The sequence below is a fragment of the Streptomyces sp. B1I3 genome (assembly GCF_030816615.1).
In the GTDB taxonomy this organism is placed as follows: Bacteria; Actinomycetota; Actinomycetes; order Streptomycetales; family Streptomycetaceae; genus Streptomyces.
Genome location: NZ_JAUSYD010000001.1, coordinates 2,440,505 through 2,457,178 on the forward strand (window position 1 = coordinate 2,440,505; position 16,674 = coordinate 2,457,178).

A 16,674-nucleotide genomic window follows, 5' to 3' on the forward strand; every position below is an offset into this window, starting at 1 on the left:
ATCGGAGATCGACAATCGCTGATCCGAGTCGGCACCCTACCCGGCGGTACGCCCGCTGGTCAGCCTCCGGCGACGCCAGAACACGAGGGGCAGCGCCCCGGCTACACCGAGTGCTCCCGGCACGGCCGCCGAGGCCGCCGCGTCCAGTCCGGGCTGGTCGAACGTGCCCGGGACCGGAAGGGTCGCCCAGCGGTTCACCGGCCAGGCGATGACGATGGCCCGTCCGACCACCTCGTCCGTGGACACGGTGCCCTGTCCCGGAAGCTCCTGGTGGTACCGGGAGTCCAGGGAGTTCTGCCGGTGGTCGCCCATCACCCAGATCCGGCCCTCGGGCACGTGGATCGGCCCGAAGGGCTGGTCGTCGCACGCGCTGTTGCCCTCGAAGATGAACGCCTTGTCGTCCAGCGCCTTGCCGTTGACCGTCACCGGGCCGTTCTTCTTGCACTCCACGGTGTCGCCGCCCACCGCGATGACCCGCTTGATGAGGTCCTTCTCCTCCGCGGAGGGCATCAGCCCGATGAAGCTCAGGAACTTCTGCACGGCGTTGGGCTCCGGCGTCGCGGTGTCCTCGAGCCAGCCTCCCGGGTCGTGGAACACGACGACCTCGCCGCGCTCGGGCTCCGAGCCGAACCACGGCGTCAGCTTGTCCACGAGCACCCGGTCGCCCCGCTGCAGCGTGTTCTGCATGGAGTCCGAAGGGATCGAGAACGCCTGGACCAGGAACGTCTTGATCAGCAGGGCGAGGATGAGCGCGATACCGATGAGAAGCGGCAGTTCCTTCCAGAACGACCGCGGCTTCCGCTGCGCGGTGCCACCGCCTCCCGGGGAATCGTCGCCCGGAACGTCCCCGGGCGGGTGGTCGCCACCCCCGGATCCGCCGTCACCCGCCGCCTCCCGCGCAATCCCGTCGCCCGAAGGCCGGTCCTCGGGCCCGTCGTGTCCGGATCGTGCGCCGACCGCCAAATCCCCCACATCCACTCCTCACTCCGTGCCACCGCCCGCGCCGGAACCGGCGCAGGCCCACCACTCCCATAACGAGCGGGAGTTCCGCAGGGGTCGGGAGCAGGACCATTCCGTTGCGATCCTGGGAGGACACACTATTCGACGGGCCGGGCGCCGCCGTCGTCCCGGCACGCCCGTCCGGGACCGAGGCGTACGTCGCGGGCTCCTCCAGCCTGCGCCAGTGGGCGTACGGCCAGGCGATGAGGACGGCCCTGCCCACGACCTCGTCCAGCGAGACCGTGCCGTTGCCCGGATCGTCGAGGTGGAAGCGTGAGTCGGCGGAGTTGGACCGGTGGTCGCCCATCACGAAGATCCGGCCCGGCGGAACCTTTACCTCGAATTGGAGAGTGGATGGCTCGCTGTCGGGATGCAGGTACGGCTCGTCGAGTGCCGTGCCGTTCACCGTGACCCTGCCGTCCGTGCCGCAGCACTTGACGGTGTCGCCCCCGACGGCCACCACGCGCTTGATCAGATCCTGCTCGTCGTCGGAGGGCAGCAGCCCGATGAAGGTCAGCAGTTCTTCGGCCTGTTTGACGCCGACCGGCGGTTCCTCGGTGGAGGCTTCCTCCTGCGGCAGCCAGCCGCCGGGGTCCTTGAAGACCACGACGTCACCCCGTTGCGGTTCGGAGCCGAACCACGGCGTCAGCTTGTCCACCAGCACCCGGTCGCCGATGCGGATGGTCTGCTCCATCGACCCGGACGGGATCACGAAGGCCTGTACGAGGAAGGTCTTGAGCACGAGCGCGATCACGAGCGCCACCAGGACGAGGAGGGGTATCTCCTTGATCGCGGACCGGCGTCTGCGGCGCTTCACCTTGCGGGCCAGCTTGCGGCGCTCCGCCCGGGTGGGCAGCGAGCGGCCCGTGGTCGGCCGCGATCCGGTGGGCAGCGGTATCTCCGGGTCCGGTTCCCCGCGTGTGCGGCCCCGGTTACCCATGTCCGGCGCCCGTCGGCCGTACGTCGGCGAAGGCGTCGGTCCCGGCCAGGGAGCCGAGCCTGCCGAGCGGCCAGCCGAGCCAGTCGACCCGCCCGATCACGCGGTCGACGGGCACCATGCCGCCGCCGGGCTGCCCCAAGTGGTCGCGGGAGTCACGGGAGTTGCTCCGGTGGTCTCCCATCATCCACAGCGTGCCGTCGGGGACCACGATGTCGAATGCGACCTCGGACGGGTTGTCCCCGGGGTGCAGGTAGTCCTCGTCCAGCGCACTGCCGTTCACCTCGAGCCTCCCCCGCTTGTCGCAGCAGACCACGCGATCGCCCCCCACGCCCACCACACGCTTCACGAAGTCGGTCTCCGCGGGCTCGGCCAGCCCCAGGGAGGCGGCCGCCCCGCTCAGCAGTGCGGTGACGGCGTTCTCCTCCCGCACCTCCTGCACGAAGGATCCGGTGCCGTCGAAGACCACCACGTCGCCGCGCCCGGGCCCGGATCCGAAACGGTACGCCAGTTTGTTGACGAGTACACGGTCTCCCACGCGCAGCGTGGGCTCCATCGATCCGCTCGGGATGAGGAAGGGCTGCAGGACGAACGCGCTGAAGAGCAGCAGGGCCACCGTGGTCAGCGCACCCAGGAAGACGGCCCGCCCCCAGGACATCGGCGTGGCCGGACGGTCCGGGACATGCGTGGAGCGCGACCCCTCCTCCTGCCCCTCTTCGGGGGCGGAGGAGCGATCGCGCTCCGTGTGCTCTGCTTCCGTGTCCATCGGGGCCGAATCCTATCCGGCCGCTCCGCGGACGCCGGAGGTGAATCAGCGGTCGCGCTTCTCCTTGATCTTCGCGGCCTTGCCGCGCAGCTCACGGAGGAAGTACAGCTTGGCGCGACGGACGTCACCGCGGGTGACGAGCTCGATCTTCTCGAAGATCGGGCTGTGCACCGGGAAGGTGCGCTCGACGCCGACGCTGAAGGAGACCTTGCGGACCGTGAAGGTCTCGCTGACGCCCGAGCCCTGACGGCGGATGACGATGCCCTTGAACTGCTGGATACGGGAGCGGTTGCCCTCGATCACGCGCACGTGGACGTTGACCGTGTCACCGGGGCGGAACGCCGGGAGGTCGGTACGGAGCGAGGCGGCGTTGAGGCCGTCGAGCAGGGAAGCCATGTTGTCTGCTTTCTTCGCCGATGCCACAGGTCATCGACGGGAGAGAGTGAAGTTCGGATGCTGATCACATCGGGCGGGCGTCTTTCCCCCTGTGGCAGGGGCGCACACCGGACGTACAGCGGGCCTATTCTTCCACGGCGCCGGCCCTGCGCCAAAATCGCCCACCGGGCTCCGGGGACCAGCCGAGGATGGAGAGGATCTCGCGGTCCTTCTTGTCGAAGCCGGCCGCCTCGCAACGCTCGATGAGATCGGGGCGGTTGAGGGCGGTGCGGCGGAAGGCCTCGTCCCGTCGCCAGCGTGCGATACGGCCGTGATGACCGCTGAGGAGCACATCCGGGATACCGCGCCCGCGCCACTCGGGGGGCTTCGTGTAGACGGGACCCTCCAGCAGATCGGCCATCGCTCCGGGCGCGAAGGAGTCGTCCCGGTGCGATTCGGCGTTGCCCAGCACTCCGGGCAGCAGCCTGGCCACAGCCTCCGTGATCACCAGGCAGGCCGCTTCCCCGCCCGCCAGGACGTAGTCCCCGATGGAGACCTCCACGACGGGCATCCGGGTGGCGTACTCGTCCATCACACGGCGGTCGATGCCCTCGTACCTCGCGGGAGCGAAGATCAGCCACGGCCGCTCGGACAGCCCGACCGCCAGCTCCTGGGTGAAGGGCCGGCCACTGGGCGTGGGCACCACGAGCACGGGGGAGTGCGCCCCGGCCTCGTAGCCGTCGGCCAGGACGTCGTCCAGGGCCTCGCCCCACGGCTCGGTCTTCATGACCATGCCGGGGCCACCGCCGTACGGGGTGTCGTCCACGGTGTTGTGCCGGTCGTGCGTCCAGTTCCGCAGGTCGTGGACGTGCACGTCCAGCCGGCCGCGGGCACGCGCCTTGCCGACGAGCGAGACGTTCAGCGGTTCCAGGTATTCGGGGAAGATCGTGACGACGTCGAGCCGCATCACGCGTCACCCTGCTTCGCCCCGCCGGAAGCCTCCCCCGGCGCCTCGCCGGACGCCGGTGCCTCGCCGGACGCCGGTGCCTCGCCGGACGCCGGTGCCTCGCCGGACGCCGGTGCCTCTCCGGCTGCCCCACCCTCGCCCTCCGCCTCGGCGTCCCGGGCGGAGGCGACCACGGCCTCGCTCTCGTCGATCAGGCCGGGTGGCGGGGAGACGACGGCACGCTGCTCCTCGAGGTCGATCTCGGTGACGATCTCCTCGACGAACGGGATCATCACCTCGCTGCCGTCCGGGCGCTCCACGATGAACAGGTCCTGCGAGGGCAGGTGGGTGATCTCGGTGATCCGGCCGATCTCCGTGCCGTCCGCGAGCACCACGTCGAGGTCCATCAGCTGGTGGTCGTAGAACTCTTCGGGGTCCTCCGGCAGTTCGGCCGGGTCCACATCGGCGATCAGCAGGGTGTTGCGGAGTGCCTCGGCCGCCGTGCGGTCGCGTACGCCCTCGAAACGCAGCAGTAGCCTGCCGCTGTGCACCCGTCCGGTCTCGATCGTCAGAGGCCCTGTCTCTGCCGGTTCCGTGGCCAGCACGGCCCCGGGCCCGAGGCGGAGCTCGGGCTCGTCGGTGCGCACCTCGACGGTGACCTCGCCCTTGATGCCATGGGCGCGGCCGATCCGCGCCACTACCAACTGCACGCTGTTACTCCCGGTGATCGTGTACTGAGGAGGCGGTCATGTACGGACGACAAAGGCCGGGGACGGCTCGAAAGCCCTCCCCGGCCCCGGCCGGTGTTCAACTCTTTCAGCGAACCTGGTCCACATCGACGAGGTCGACACGGATCCCACGTCCGCCGATGGCACCCACGACGGTACGCAGGGCGCGTGCGGTGCGGCCGTTGCGGCCGATCACCTTGCCGAGGTCGTCGGGGTGGACCCGGACCTCCAGCACACGTCCCCTGCGCAGGTCACGCGAGGCGACCTGCACATCGTCGGGGTTGTCGACGATGCCCTTCACGAGGTGCTCAAGAGCCTCCTCGAGCATGCTCAGGCCTCGGTCGACTCGGTGGACGCGGCGTCGGCCGCCTCGTCCGCCTTCTTGTCCGACTTCTTGGCCTTCTGGGTGATGGCCTCACCCTTGGCCTCGTCGCCGTCCGTGTTCAGGGCCTCGAACAGGGCACGCTTGTCGGCCTTGGGCTCCGGCTGCAGCAGCGGCGCGGGGGCCGGGAGGCCCTTGTGGGCCTGCCAGTCACCGGTGAGCTTCAGGATCGCGAGGACCGGCTCGGTCGGCTGGGCGCCGACGGACAGCCAGTACTGCGCGCGCTCCGAGTTGACCTCGATGCGCGAGGGGTTCTGCACCGGGTGGTACAGGCCGATCTCCTCGATGGCCCGGCCGTCACGGCGGGTACGGGAGTCGGCGACGACGATGCGGTAGTGAGGCGAACGGATCTTGCCCAGACGCTTCAGCTTGATCTTGACTGCCACGGAAGTGGTGTCTCCTGGTCTCTGACGTGGTTGGGCACAAAAGATGCCACGTGGGGTTGCGGTACTCGGGTGCCCGATGGACGCGTCAGCCGGAGGAGAGAGGGGTCCTATGCGACTGTCGAGTACAGCTGACCATTGTGCCACACCACGTCGGGTCACCCCACCGCGACCGCCGCTTCGGGGATCCGGAAGGGCTTGCCGCACCCGCCGCAGACGATCGGCGCCTGGGCGAGGACCGACGGGACGACGCGCACGTTGCGCCCGCAGTCACAGACGGCCTTGACCCGCACGCCTCCTCCGGAGGATCCGTGCCGGGCGGCGGGACCGCGGAAGGAGCGCTTGGTGTCCGCGGCGGTGGCCACGGTGTGCGCCTTGAGTGCGCGCTGCAGCCGTTCCGTGGTCGGGCGGTATCTGCGTTTGGCCTCGGGATTCAGCGTCACCAGCGAGAATCCGCTGCTGGGGTGGGGCTCCTCGGCATGATCGAGGCCCAGTTCCTCGGCGATCGCGAGGAAACGTCGGTTGTGGTAACGGCCGGCCCGGGAGGTGTCCCGGACACCTCTCGCGGCGGCGATGCCGTGGACTGCCTCGTGGAGCAGTCGTTCGAAGGAGAGCTCGGCGCCACAGGCGGACGAGGACTCTCCGATCAGGGACTCTGGCGCGGCAAGATCGGGCAGCTCGGGGTGGTACCGCTGAATGTCGGCCCACGCCTGTGCCAGCTCTGCGGCAAGTACAGGTGGTGTCGTGCTCACGTCGTGACAACGAGCCTGACTGCTCCGGTGTTCCTATTCCGGGGCATCTCAAATAATTTGCACGTACCAGTTCAGTTGCCGTTGATGCGTCCGGACGAGGGCGGGTGCCCTGATCTGCGGAGAAGTCACACAGCTCACACCAAGGCGGTACGTAGCGTGCTGTACGCACCCGAGTGGGTGGTGCCCTACGCACCGGCGCGTAGAAGGGGTCCCCCGGCAGGCGACGGCCGCCACCGGCCGACCCTACCCGGCGCGCGGAAGGAGCGCCGAACGCCCCCACCGGCCCGGCCGCGAGGCTCTCGACGTGCTGCGGCTCGCGTGTCGGGTAAGACTGTGAGGAAGCGAGCAGCAGGCGTGCTGGTCCCGGCCCCGCCGTCACGACCCGGATCCGGGGGCGCACGACCGGAGCACGTGGGCACTGCCATCCGACCCCATCCAACCCCTAGACGGAACCGCTGATGCGGAGTTCTCTGGCATACGGGGGCTGCGGGGCGCATACACCAGGGGGACCGAACTCGGGCACGACCGAACTCTCGGCGGATTGGGGCGCATTCCATGACACCAACGCTCGTCCGGCACCAGAGGTACGCGGACTCGTCCGCCCCGGTGGATGCCGGTACCCGTGCCCGTGACTGGGCCGAGATCCAGGAGCGCATGCTGGCACCGCTCTACGAAGCGGTGTTCGACCGGCTCGAAGTGGGAGCCGGCACCCGGATGCTCTCCATCGGCTGCGGTTCCGGGCTCGCGCTGCTGATCGCGGCCTCGCGAGGGGCGCGCGTCACCGGCGTCGACACCGACCGTGAACGGCTCGCCCTGGCACGGAAGCGCCTCGTGTCCGATCCGGGCCCGGAGCCCGCGCCGCGCCGCGCGGGGCCCGAGGCTCGCGCGAGGCTCGTCGAGGGCGCTCCTGCGGCGGCCGCTCCGGCCGGCCAGGCGCGGTACAACCTGCTCACCGCGTTCAACCCGATCGGCTGCACGACCGGCGACTCCGAGGGCCTGGCGCCCGCGCTGGCCTCGGCCGTCCCGCTGGCCGCGCGCGGAGCCACCGTGGTCCTGACCGGCTGGGGGCCGCCGGAGCGGTGCGCCACCGCCCCGGTGCTCCGGGTGGCGAGCCGGCTCGCCGAGTCGGCACGCACCCCGCGCTCAGGGAACGACTGGCGGCCGGCGCTGCGGGACGATCTGGAGGAGGTCGCCGCGCGGGCCGGGCTGAAGCCCGACGGCTCGGGCCGGGTGTCCTGCCCCTTCGGTTACGCGGACGTGGACAGCGCGGTGCGCGGTCTGCTGTCGACCGGGCTGTTCGACGCGGCGATACGGGCGACGGACCGCTCCCAGGTCGAGAAGGAGGTCGCCGAGGCCCTCCACCCGCACGTGCGCCACGACGGCACGGTCTGGATGCCGAATGTGTTCCGCTACCTGGTGTGCGTGGCGTAGGAACGCCGTCCTGAGCCGGACGGGCCGGACAGACAGCGCCGAAGGGGCGCCCCGCCGAGCGGAGCGCCCCTTCGTCACGTGGTTCCTGGTCCTGGGTGGCCAGGGCGGCCCGACCGGCCGTGGACCGGCCGGCCCGGGAACCGGTCAGCCCATGAACTTCTTGAACTCGTCCGGCAGCTCGAAGTTCTTGTCCTCCTGGGCGGGCAGACCGAACGCACCGCCCTGCGCCGCCTGCTCACGGCGGGCCGCGGCGGCCTGCTCCTCCGCCTTGCGCTTCATCGGGTTGCCGCTCTTGCGCTTGCCCTTGGCCTGCTTGATCTGCTTCTTCTGACGGCCGGGGCCGCCACCCATGCCCGGCATCCCCGGCATTCCCGGCATCCCGCCGCCCTGGGCCATCTTCGACATCATCTTGCGGGCCTCGAAGAACCGTTCGACGAGGTTCTTCACCGCGGAGACGTCGACACCCGAACCCTTGGCGATACGGGCCCGGCGCGAGCCGTTGATGATGGTCGGCTCGGCGCGTTCCTTCGGGGTCATCGACTTGATGATCGCGGCCGTACGGTCCACGTCGCGCTCGTCGATGTTGTTGATCTGGTCCTTGATCTGCCCCATGCCGGGCAGCATCCCGAGCAGCTTGGAGATGGAGCCCATCTTCCTGACCTGCTCCATCTGCGCCAGGAAGTCGTCGAGCGTGAAGTCCTTGCCCTTGCTCGACGCCAGCTTGGAGGCCATTTTGGCGGCCTCTTCCTGACTGAACGTCTTCTCCGCCTGCTCGATCAGGGTGAGCAGGTCACCCATGTCGAGGATGCGGGAGGCCATGCGGTCGGGGTGGAAGGCGTCGAAGTCCTCGAGCTTCTCACCGTTCGACGCGAACATGATCTGCTTGCCCGTGACATGGGCGATCGAGAGGGCGGCGCCACCGCGGGCGTCACCGTCGAGCTTGGAGAGGACCACGCCGTCGAAGCCGACGCCGTCGCGGAAGGCCTCGGCGGTGTTGACCGCGTCCTGGCCGATCATCGCGTCGACGACGAAGAGGATCTCGTCGGGGCTGACCGCGTCGCGGATGTCCGCGGCCTGCCGCATCAGCTCCTCGTCGATACCGAGGCGGCCGGCGGTGTCGACGATCACGATGTCGTGGACCTTGGCCTTGGCGAACTCGATGGAGTCCTTGGCGACCTTGACCGGGTCGCCCACGCCGTTGCCCGGCTCCGGCGCGTACACCGCGACACCCGCGCGGTCAGCGACGACGCTCAGCTGGTTGACGGCGTTGGGGCGCTGGAGGTCGCAGGCGACGAGCAGCGGGGAGTGGCCCTGGCTCTTGAGCCAGAGACCGAGCTTTCCGGCGAGGGTGGTCTTACCGGCACCCTGCAGACCCGCGAGCATGATCACGGTGGGCGGGTTCTTGGCGAACCGCAGCCGCCGGGTCTCGCCGCCGAGGATGCCGACGAGCTCGTCGTTGACGATCTTGACGACCTGCTGGGCCGGGTTCAGCGCCTGGGAGACCTCGACGCCGCGCGCCCGCTCCTTGACGTTGGCGATGAACGCGCGGACGACGGGGAGGGCGACATCCGCCTCGAGGAGGGCGATACGGATCTCGCGAGCCGTGGCGTCGATGTCCGCCTCGGACAAGCGGCCCTTGCCCCTGAGGTTTTTGAAAGTCGCGCTAAGGCGGTCGGAGAGAGTATCGAACACGGCGCTCGTCGGTCCTCAGGGTCGGGGGCGGGGCAGGTCAGTCGCCCTCCAGGGTATCCGGACGCCGGAGAACGCGAAGCCCTCGCCCGTTTCTCGTGACGGACGAGGGCTTCGGGACGTGGCCGGAGGGCTCAGCCCAGCGCCTTCTCGACGTCCCGGGCGACTTCCGCCGCCTTCTCCCGGGCCAGCGGTTCGCCGTCCCCGTCCGTGACGTAGAACGCGTCCACCGCGTTCGCCCCGAGCGTCGAGACGTGGGCGCTGCGCACCCGGACCGCACTCTGCTCCAGCGCCCGGCCGATCCGGTGCAGGAGTCCCGGGGCGTCCTGGGCGCGCACCTCGATCACCGTGGCGAGCCGTGAGCCCGTCGGGGCCACGGTCACCCGGGGCGGCGGTGCCTTCACCCCGCGCCGCCGCGGATAGGCGGCTTCACGTTCGGCCAGCCTGGCCCGGATGTCCAGCGAGCCGTCCAGGGCGCGTACGAGGTCGGAGCGGAGCCGGGCGGCCTGCGGGAGGGACCCGTACTCGGCCGCGACCCTCCAGCTGAGGACCAGCAGGCCGGCCGATTCACCCAGCTCGGTGGGGAGCTCGACCGCGCGCAGGTCGGCGGCCCTGACGGTGAGCCGGTGCAGGGCGAGCACCCCGGCCGCCGCGGGCAGCACCCCGGGGCGGTCGGGCAGGGCGATGAGGAGTTCGACGCCGACGGGTTCCGGTTCGCCGTCCTCGGAGGCCGGCTCCGGCTGGGTGTGCAGGGCGAGGGCGGGTTCGCCGGTACGCAGGGACTCGACGGCCAGGCGTTCCTGTTCGGCGCTGGGGGCGAGCGGCTCCGGTTCGGCGGGTTCCTCGCCGGCCAGCAGCGCGGCCACGCGCCTGACGAGGTCGGTGACGAGGGAGGCACGCCAGGAACTCCAGGCGGCGGGCCCGGTGGCCAGCGCGTCGGCCTCGGTGAGGGCGTGCAGGAGCTCCAGGGTGGAGGCGCTCTTCACGGCGGTGGCGACGGAGCGCACGGTGGCGGGGTCGTCGAGGTCGCGCCGGGTGGCCGTCTCGATGAGCAGCAGGTGGTGACGCACGAGGGTGGCCACGACGCCCACGTCCTGCTTGTCGAAGCCGATGCGGGGCGGCCATGTCCCGGGCGATGACCTCTCCGGCGACGGAGTGGTCCCCCGGCCAGCCCTTGCCGATGTCGTGGAGCAGGGCCGCTACCAGGAGGAGGTCGGGGCGGCCGACGCGACGGGTGAGGGAGGAGGCCCGGACGGCCGTCTCGACGAGGTGGCGGTCGACGGTCCAGGTGTGGACGGGGTTGTGCTGCGGGCGGCAGTGGACCCGCTCCCAGTCGGGCAGCAGGCGGGTGACGATGCCCTCCGCCTCGAGGGCCTCCCAGACGCCGACGGTGGCCTCTCCCGCACCGAGCAGGGTGACGAGTTCCTCGCGGGCCTCCGCGGGCCACGGCACGGGCAGCGGCTGGGCCGCGGTCCTGAGGTGACGTACGAGGTGCCGGGAGAGCGGCAGTCCGGACTCGGCCGCCGCCGCGGCGGCCCGCAGGGTCAGGACGGGATCCTTCTCCGGGCGCGCGGTGCGCGCGAGCACGACTTCGCCCTCGGCCTCGACGACGCCCTCGGCGAGCGGGGTGCGCTCCGGGGCGGCTTTGGGCCCCCCGCCGAGCAGCGCCCGCAGCCTGGGCCGCACGGAGCGGGCGCGCAGGACGCGGTTGACCTCGCGCCAGGTGACGTCGGTGGCGTAGGAGACGGTCCGGGCGGCTTCGTACACCTGGCGCAGCAGGGCGTCGGAGTCGAGGAGGCCGAGTGCCCGGGCGACCTGTTCCTGTTCCTGCAGGGCGAGGCGGTCGGTGGCCCGGCCGGTGGCGAGGTGGAGGGCGTCGCGGACGTCCAGGAGGGTGCGGCGCGCTTCGGCGAGGCCTTCGCGCGGGGCGTCGGCGACCCAGGACGCGGCGACGGCGCGCAGGGCGGTGGCGTCCCGGAGGCCGCCCCGGGCCTCCTTGAGGTCGGGCTCCAGCAGGAACTGGAGCTCACCCATGCGCTCGGCCCGTTCACGGCAGAGCGCGTCGAGCGCGGGAAGGCGTTCGGCGGCCTGGTTGCGCCAGTCGGCGAGGATCGCGGTGCGTACTCCCGCGACCAGACCGAGGTCTCCGGCGACGGGCCGCGCGTCGAGGAGACCGAGGTGGACCTTGAGGTCCTCCCGCGCGGTCGCCCGTGCCTCGCCGGGGGTGCGTACGGAGTGGTCGAGGGCCAGGCCGAGGTCCCACACCGGGTACCAGATCCGGTCGGCGAGTGCCGCGACGGCTGCGGCGTCGGCACTGCCGTCGTGCAGGAGCACGAGGTCGAGGTCGCTGCGCGGGGAGAGTTCGCCGCGCCCGTACCCGCCGACGGCGGCCAGGGCCGCGCCGCGGACGCCCGTCGCCTCGGCGGCTGCGGAGAACAGGGCGCCCAGCCAGTCGTCGGTGAGCCGGGCCAGGGCGGCACGGCGCGGCGGCCCTGGCTGCGCCTCCTCCTGGAGGAGGCGCAGCCGGGCCGCCGCGTAGCCGCTGGGTCCCGAGTCCTCTGATTCGGTGGTCACTTCGGTGCTCGTCACCCAGCTGCCTTTCCGTCTGCTCGGTCCGCGCCGTGGCCGGGGTCGGATCCGTCGGTCAGAGTGCGTCCGGTCCGCGTTCGCCGGTCCGTACGCGGATCGCGGTCTCGACCGGGACGCTCCAGACCTTCCCGTCACCGATCTTGCCCGTACGGGCCGCCTTGACGACCACGTCGATGAGCTGTTCGGCGTCCCCGTCCTCGACGAGGACCTCGATGCGGATCTTCGGTACGAGGTCGACGGTGTACTCGGCTCCGCGGTAGACCTCGGTGTGGCCGCGCTGACGCCCGTAGCCGCTGGCCTCCGTGACCGTGAGGCCCTGGACGCCGAAGGCCTGGAGGGCCTCCTTGATCTCGTCAAGCCGGTGGGGCTTCACGACTGCGGTGATGAGCTTCATGCGTCCACCTTCTTGTTCGTCGGGGCTGCCGTCGTGCCGGTCGCCGGCGCCGTGGTGCGGGGGGCCGAGCCACCGCCCGCGCCGCTGAAGTCGTATGCGGTCTCGGCGTGCTCGACCTGGTCGATGCCGGAGACCTCGTCGTCCTCGCTGACCCGCATCCCGATCGTCCTGTCGAGCAGGAAGGCGAGGACCGCGGAGACGACGAGAGAGTACGCCAGGACCGCGAGGACTCCGACGGCCTGCTTGCCGAGCTGGTCGAGGCCGCCGCCGTAGAAGAGGCCCTTGGCGTCGGACTGCACACCGCCGGTGGCGAAGATGCCGACGAGCAGGGAGCCGAGGATGCCGCCGACGAGGTGGACGCCGACGACGTCGAGGGAGTCGTCGTAGCCGAACCTGTACTTCAGGCCGACGGCCATGGCGCACAGGACACCGGCGATCACGCCGATCGCGATGGCGCCGAGCGGGCTGACCGCACCGCCGGCCGGGGTGATGGCGACGAGCCCGGCGACGGCGCCGGAGGCGGCGCCCAGGGTGGTGAAGGAGCCGTGGCGGATCTTCTCGTAGGCGAGCCAGCCCAGGACGGCCGCACCGGTGGCGACCTGGGTGTTGACGAACATGACCGCGCCGACACCGTCGTCGTTGCCGAGCCACGAGCCCGCGTTGAAGCCGAACCAGCCGAACCACAGGAGGGCGGCGCCGAGCATGACGAGCGGCAGGCTGTGCGGCCGCATCGGGTCCTTCTTGAAGCCCACCCGCTTGCCGATCACGAGGATCACACCGAGCGCCGCGGCACCGGCGTTGATGTGGACCGCCGTCCCCCCCGCGAAGTCGATGACGCCCAGCTCGAAGAGCCAGCCGCCGGCGCCCCAGACCCAGTGCGCGACCGGGAAGTAGACGACGGTGACCCACAGGGTGATGAAGAGGGCCCAGGAGGTGAACTTGACCCGGTCGGCGAGGGCGCCGCTGATGAGGGCCGGGGTGAGCACGGCGAACATCAGCTGGAAGACCGCGAAGACGTAGGTGGGGATGGTGTAGCCGTCCCACAGCTCGGTGACACCGATGCCGCTGAGGCCCACGAAGTCCGAACTCCAGCCGAGGACGGAGCCGACGTCGCTGCCGAAGGCGAGACTGAACCCGTAGAGCACCCACAGGACCGTGACGATCCCGAGGCTGATGAAGCTCATCATCAGCATGTTCAGGGTGCTCTTGACGCGGACCATGCCTCCGTAGAAGAAGGCCAGGCCCGGGGTCATGAGCATCACCATAGCGGTACAGATGAGCATGAACCCTGTGTTGGCGGCAGACAGCTCAGGGGCGTCTGCGGCAAGCGTCGTGATGCCTGGGGGCATCGGCGTCTCCTCGTCGTCGGTGCGGCCACGTGCGGGGGTGCGGGACCACTGTGAAAAGGTGCGGGCCGGTTATGCGCCATGAGATTGGCGCAGCGCCGTTTCCACGAATGCCGCACGATGTTTCACCGCAGTGACGAAGGGACCGGGCGTGTTACGTCCGAATGAACCGGGAGTGGCGGACCCGGTGTGCTGCCTACCATGCTGCCCACGCCGCATACGGTGCGGTGCCGTCCTGCCGGAGCGCGGCAGGACGGGAACCGGCCACGGCAGTCGTCCGCTGACCTGGCGATGGGGGAGCCGAGTCGGGGTGTACGGGACGGCTGTCGTGGCCGGTGGCCGGTGGCCCGGTCAGACCGCTTCGGCGGTCTCCGGGAGCTGTTCGGTGAGCAGGTCGGTGAGCCGGGCCACCTCGGGGATGTCGCCGAAGTCCCTGGCGGCGGTGTCGACGGTCTTGCGGAGCCGGGTGTTGACCCGCTCGGACCTGACCCTCTTGGCGATCTTCAGGGCCCGGGTGGCCAGCACGGTCGACTGCTCCGGTTCGCGCTTGAGGAGGTGCACGGTGGCCATGCCGATCAGGTTGAGCGCGTACGACCTCTGGTGTTCGTCGTCCTCGCCGAAGAGCTCCACGGCGCGCGCCATGACGGGTTCGGCGAGCGAGGCGTACGTGGGACTGCGGCCCGCCACGTAGGCGAGGTCCCGGTAGGAGTGGGCGTTCTCGCCGTGCAGTTCGGCGTCGGAGAAGAAGCGGATCCAATCGGGCTCGGTCTCGTCGTCGAGGACGGCGTCGGCGAAGGTGTCCTCGGCCATCCGGACGGCCCGCTTGCACTTGCCCGGCTGGCCCATGTTGGCGTACGCCCGGGCCTCCATCGCATACAGCATGGCCTGGGTGCGCCCCGTGGCGCAGTCCCGGCTGCCGTACTGCGCGAGGTGGATGAGTTCGAGGGCGTCGTCGGGCCGCCCGAGGTGGATCATCTGACGGCTCATGCTCGACAGGATGTACGACCCGAGTGGCTTGTCGCCGGCCTCCTTGGAGGCGTGCAGGGCGAGCACGAAGTACTTCTGGGCGGTGGGCTGCAGGCCCACGTCGTAGCTCATCCACCCCGCGAGCTCGGCCAGCTCGGCCGCGCAGCGGAAAAGGCGTCTGGCGGTCGCCTCGGGCTGCGGCTCCTGCAGCAGGTCGGTGACCTCGTGGAGCTGGCCGACGACGGCCTTGCGGCGCAGTCCGCCGCCGCACTGGGCGTCCCACTGGCGGAACATCGCCGTGGTGGACTCCAGCAGGTCGAGCTCGGGCGAGGAGAGACGTGAGGGCCGGGAGCCGGTGGAGGCCTGTCCGGGATCCGGGCCGGCCGAGGGGGCGACGGGCACCAGCCAGCGCTGCATGGGCTCGATGAGGGTGGGTCCCGCCGCCAGGGCCAGGGAGCTGCCGAGGAAACCACGCCGGGCCAGCATCAGGTCGCTGCGGGAGAACTCGCTGAGCAGGGCGACGGTCTGCGGCCCCGCCCAGGGCAGGTCGACCCCGGCGACCGAGGGTGACTGGTGGGCCGCGCGCAGTCCGAGGTCCTCGACGGCCACCACGGTGCCGAAGCGCTCGGAGAAGAGCTCGGAGAGGATGCGCGGGATCGGCTCGCGGGGCTGTTCGCCGTCGAGCCAGCGTCGCACCCGGGAGGTGTCGGTGCTGATGTGGTGGGCGCCCATCTGGCGGGCCCGCCGGTTCACCTGGCGGGCGAGCTCACCCTTGGACCAGCCGCTGCGGACGAACCACGATCCCAACTGGCCGTTGGAGCGCTTTCCGGCACTCGTCTCGTCTGCGCCGCTGCCAACCACTGGAACGCCCCCATCCCCGCCGAAACCTGTCGCGCGAACCTCTATCAGAGTGCTGTGCCTGGGTGCAGTCTGTACGGCCATCGCCACCATCGAACAGTAAGTCGAATTGCCCGGGGCATACCCACGAGCGCACATGCAATTGCAGGATCGAGTACCGACAGTAATCCCTCGATCACCGCTCCGGCGAGGGTGGTTGCAGAAACGCCACCATTCGCCACCCCTTCGGATGAACGCGCCGCGCCCCGTCCACGATTCACTTGACAGACCGCGATCAGTGACGAGCGGAGTGAAGCATTCAGGGGCGCGTTCTGGTGGCGCACGCCCCTGTGGCGCCACCGCCGTGCCGCCGGATCGCCGTCACCGGAGGACCGCAGGGGCTCCGGGTCGTAACCACCGGTGAGTCGGACCCGTTGGAGGGTGCATGGGCTTCACGATCGGCGGCATCCGCGAGATGCGACCGGGCTCGTGGCGCCGCGGCCGTACGGCCGGGGCGACCGCGGTGGCCGAGTACACAGGGCTCCGGGGCTGGGCGGTGGCGCCGGGCGCCCGGGCCGTGTCCGGCGTCTGCTCGTGCGGCGACGCCGCCTGTCCCGCCCCCGGTGCCCATCCGCTGGACTTCGCCGACGAGGTTCCGGCGGGCGCCTCCCTCCAGGCCGCCGCGGACGCCTGGGCGCGGGTTCCGGGCGCCTCGATGCTGCTGCCGGTGGGCCGGACCTTCGACGTGCTCGACGTCGCGGAGGCCGCCGGCCGGCGCGCCCTCGCCCGGATGGAGCGCATGGGTCTGCCGCTGGGGCCGGTCACGGTGACACCGACCGGCCGGACCCAGTTCTTCGTCGCCCCCGGGGCCGCGGCCGGGCTGCCCGGGCTGCTCTACCGGATGGGCTGGGACGACGCGGACCTGGACCTGCGGGCGCTGGGCCCGGGTTCCCACATCACGGCGCCCCCGTCGGACCTCGCCGGTCTCGGCCCGGTCCGCTGGCTCCGCGCGCCTGTGCCGGACACGGCGGCCACTCCCCCGCAGGCACGCCTGCTGCTGGGCACCCTGGCGTACATATGCCACCGCTGGTGAACGCCGAAGGGCGGTGAGCCTTCCCCGGTCCGGGGAAGGCTCACCGCCCTTCGGGCGCCGC

At 71.0% G+C, this 16,674-nt stretch carries 16 protein-coding genes and 1 pseudogene; 2 read left to right on the top strand and 15 right to left on the bottom strand.

Features of this window, described 5'->3' with window-relative positions; translation table 11 throughout:
* Nucleotides 1-36: 36 nt before the first annotated feature.
* From lepB (QFZ58_RS11045) to QFZ58_RS11085, 9 genes are all read right to left on the bottom strand, one after another.
* Nucleotides 37-963 carry a signal peptidase I gene (gene lepB / locus QFZ58_RS11045; protein ID WP_307128825.1) on the bottom strand — a complete coding sequence of 309 codons (927 nt, stop codon included), beginning with the start codon at nt 961-963 and terminating at the stop codon, nt 37-39.
* On the bottom strand, nt 881-1,939 hold the full coding sequence (gene lepB / locus QFZ58_RS11050; RefSeq protein ID WP_307124758.1) for a signal peptidase I: 1,059 nt from the start codon (nt 1,937-1,939) through the stop codon (nt 881-883). The genes lepB (QFZ58_RS11045) and lepB (QFZ58_RS11050) overlap by 83 nt, the downstream gene beginning before the upstream one ends.
* Entirely contained in the window at nt 1,932-2,702 is a 771-nt protein-coding gene (lepB, locus tag QFZ58_RS11055) for a signal peptidase I (protein ID WP_307124759.1), read from the bottom strand. Before lepB (QFZ58_RS11055) ends, lepB (QFZ58_RS11050) begins: the two co-directional genes overlap by 8 nt.
* Nucleotides 2,703-2,747: 45 nt before the next feature.
* Nucleotides 2,748-3,098, bottom strand: a complete 351-nt coding sequence (rplS, locus tag QFZ58_RS11060) for a 50S ribosomal protein L19 (RefSeq protein WP_307124760.1) — start codon at nt 3,096-3,098, stop codon at nt 2,748-2,750.
* Nucleotides 3,099-3,222: 124 nt separating this feature from the next.
* The gene (gene trmD / locus QFZ58_RS11065) at nt 3,223-4,044 is read right to left on the bottom strand and encodes a tRNA (guanosine(37)-N1)-methyltransferase TrmD (RefSeq protein ID WP_307124761.1); all 822 of its coding nucleotides are present in this window, start codon (nt 4,042-4,044) and stop codon (nt 3,223-3,225) included.
* Nucleotides 4,044-4,733, bottom strand: coding sequence for a ribosome maturation factor RimM (rimM, locus tag QFZ58_RS11070; RefSeq protein ID WP_307124762.1), 690 nt, complete (start codon nt 4,731-4,733; stop codon nt 4,044-4,046). Before rimM ends, trmD begins: the two co-directional genes overlap by 1 nt.
* 106 nt (nt 4,734-4,839) lie before the next feature.
* Nucleotides 4,840-5,079, bottom strand: coding sequence for an RNA-binding protein (locus QFZ58_RS11075; RefSeq protein WP_014153811.1), 240 nt, complete (start codon nt 5,077-5,079; stop codon nt 4,840-4,842).
* A gap of 2 nt (nt 5,080-5,081) precedes the next feature.
* On the bottom strand, nt 5,082-5,519 hold the full coding sequence (rpsP, locus tag QFZ58_RS11080; RefSeq protein ID WP_307124763.1) for a 30S ribosomal protein S16: 438 nt from the start codon (nt 5,517-5,519) through the stop codon (nt 5,082-5,084).
* Between the two features lie 155 nt (nt 5,520-5,674).
* Complete coding sequence (locus QFZ58_RS11085; RefSeq protein WP_003965961.1) at nt 5,675-6,268, bottom strand: hypothetical protein; 594 nt, start codon at nt 6,266-6,268, stop codon at nt 5,675-5,677.
* A 555-nt stretch (nt 6,269-6,823) separates the two neighbouring features.
* Here QFZ58_RS11085 and QFZ58_RS11090 point away from each other — a divergent pair.
* Nucleotides 6,824-7,699: a methyltransferase domain-containing protein gene (locus tag QFZ58_RS11090; RefSeq protein WP_307124764.1), complete on the top strand. Its 876-nt coding sequence runs from the start codon at nt 6,824-6,826 to the stop codon at nt 7,697-7,699.
* 144 nt (nt 7,700-7,843) lie between these two features.
* Here QFZ58_RS11090 and ffh read toward each other — a convergent pair whose 3' ends face one another.
* The 6 genes and pseudogenes from ffh to QFZ58_RS11115 all read right to left on the bottom strand — a co-directional run bounded on the left by ffh (nt 7,844) and on the right by QFZ58_RS11115 (nt 15,544).
* Complete coding sequence (gene ffh, locus QFZ58_RS11095) at nt 7,844-9,391, bottom strand: signal recognition particle protein (RefSeq protein ID WP_307124765.1); 1,548 nt, start codon at nt 9,389-9,391, stop codon at nt 7,844-7,846.
* A gap of 131 nt (nt 9,392-9,522) precedes the next feature.
* Nucleotides 9,523-10,470, bottom strand: a complete 948-nt coding sequence (locus QFZ58_RS34455; protein WP_373428541.1) for an ACT domain-containing protein — start codon at nt 10,468-10,470, stop codon at nt 9,523-9,525.
* 19 nt (nt 10,471-10,489) lie between these two features.
* Nucleotides 10,490-12,112: pseudogene (locus QFZ58_RS34460) on the bottom strand ([protein-PII] uridylyltransferase); the annotation flags it as partial.
* Nucleotides 12,033-12,371: a P-II family nitrogen regulator gene (locus tag QFZ58_RS11105; RefSeq protein WP_307124766.1), complete on the bottom strand. Its 339-nt coding sequence runs from the start codon at nt 12,369-12,371 to the stop codon at nt 12,033-12,035. The pseudogene QFZ58_RS34460 and the gene QFZ58_RS11105, both read right to left, overlap by 80 nt.
* Nucleotides 12,368-13,720, bottom strand: coding sequence for an ammonium transporter (locus QFZ58_RS11110; RefSeq protein ID WP_307124767.1), 1,353 nt, complete (start codon nt 13,718-13,720; stop codon nt 12,368-12,370). Before QFZ58_RS11110 ends, QFZ58_RS11105 begins: the two co-directional genes overlap by 4 nt.
* A 348-nt stretch (nt 13,721-14,068) precedes the next feature.
* Complete coding sequence (locus QFZ58_RS11115) at nt 14,069-15,544, bottom strand: hypothetical protein (RefSeq protein WP_307124768.1); 1,476 nt, start codon at nt 15,542-15,544, stop codon at nt 14,069-14,071.
* A 421-nt stretch (nt 15,545-15,965) separates the two neighbouring features.
* Here QFZ58_RS11115 and QFZ58_RS11120 point away from each other — a divergent pair, with 421 nt between their 5' ends.
* Entirely contained in the window at nt 15,966-16,613 is a 648-nt protein-coding gene (locus QFZ58_RS11120; protein ID WP_307124769.1) for a bifunctional DNA primase/polymerase, read from the top strand.
* Nucleotides 16,614-16,674: the final 61 nt, after the last annotated feature.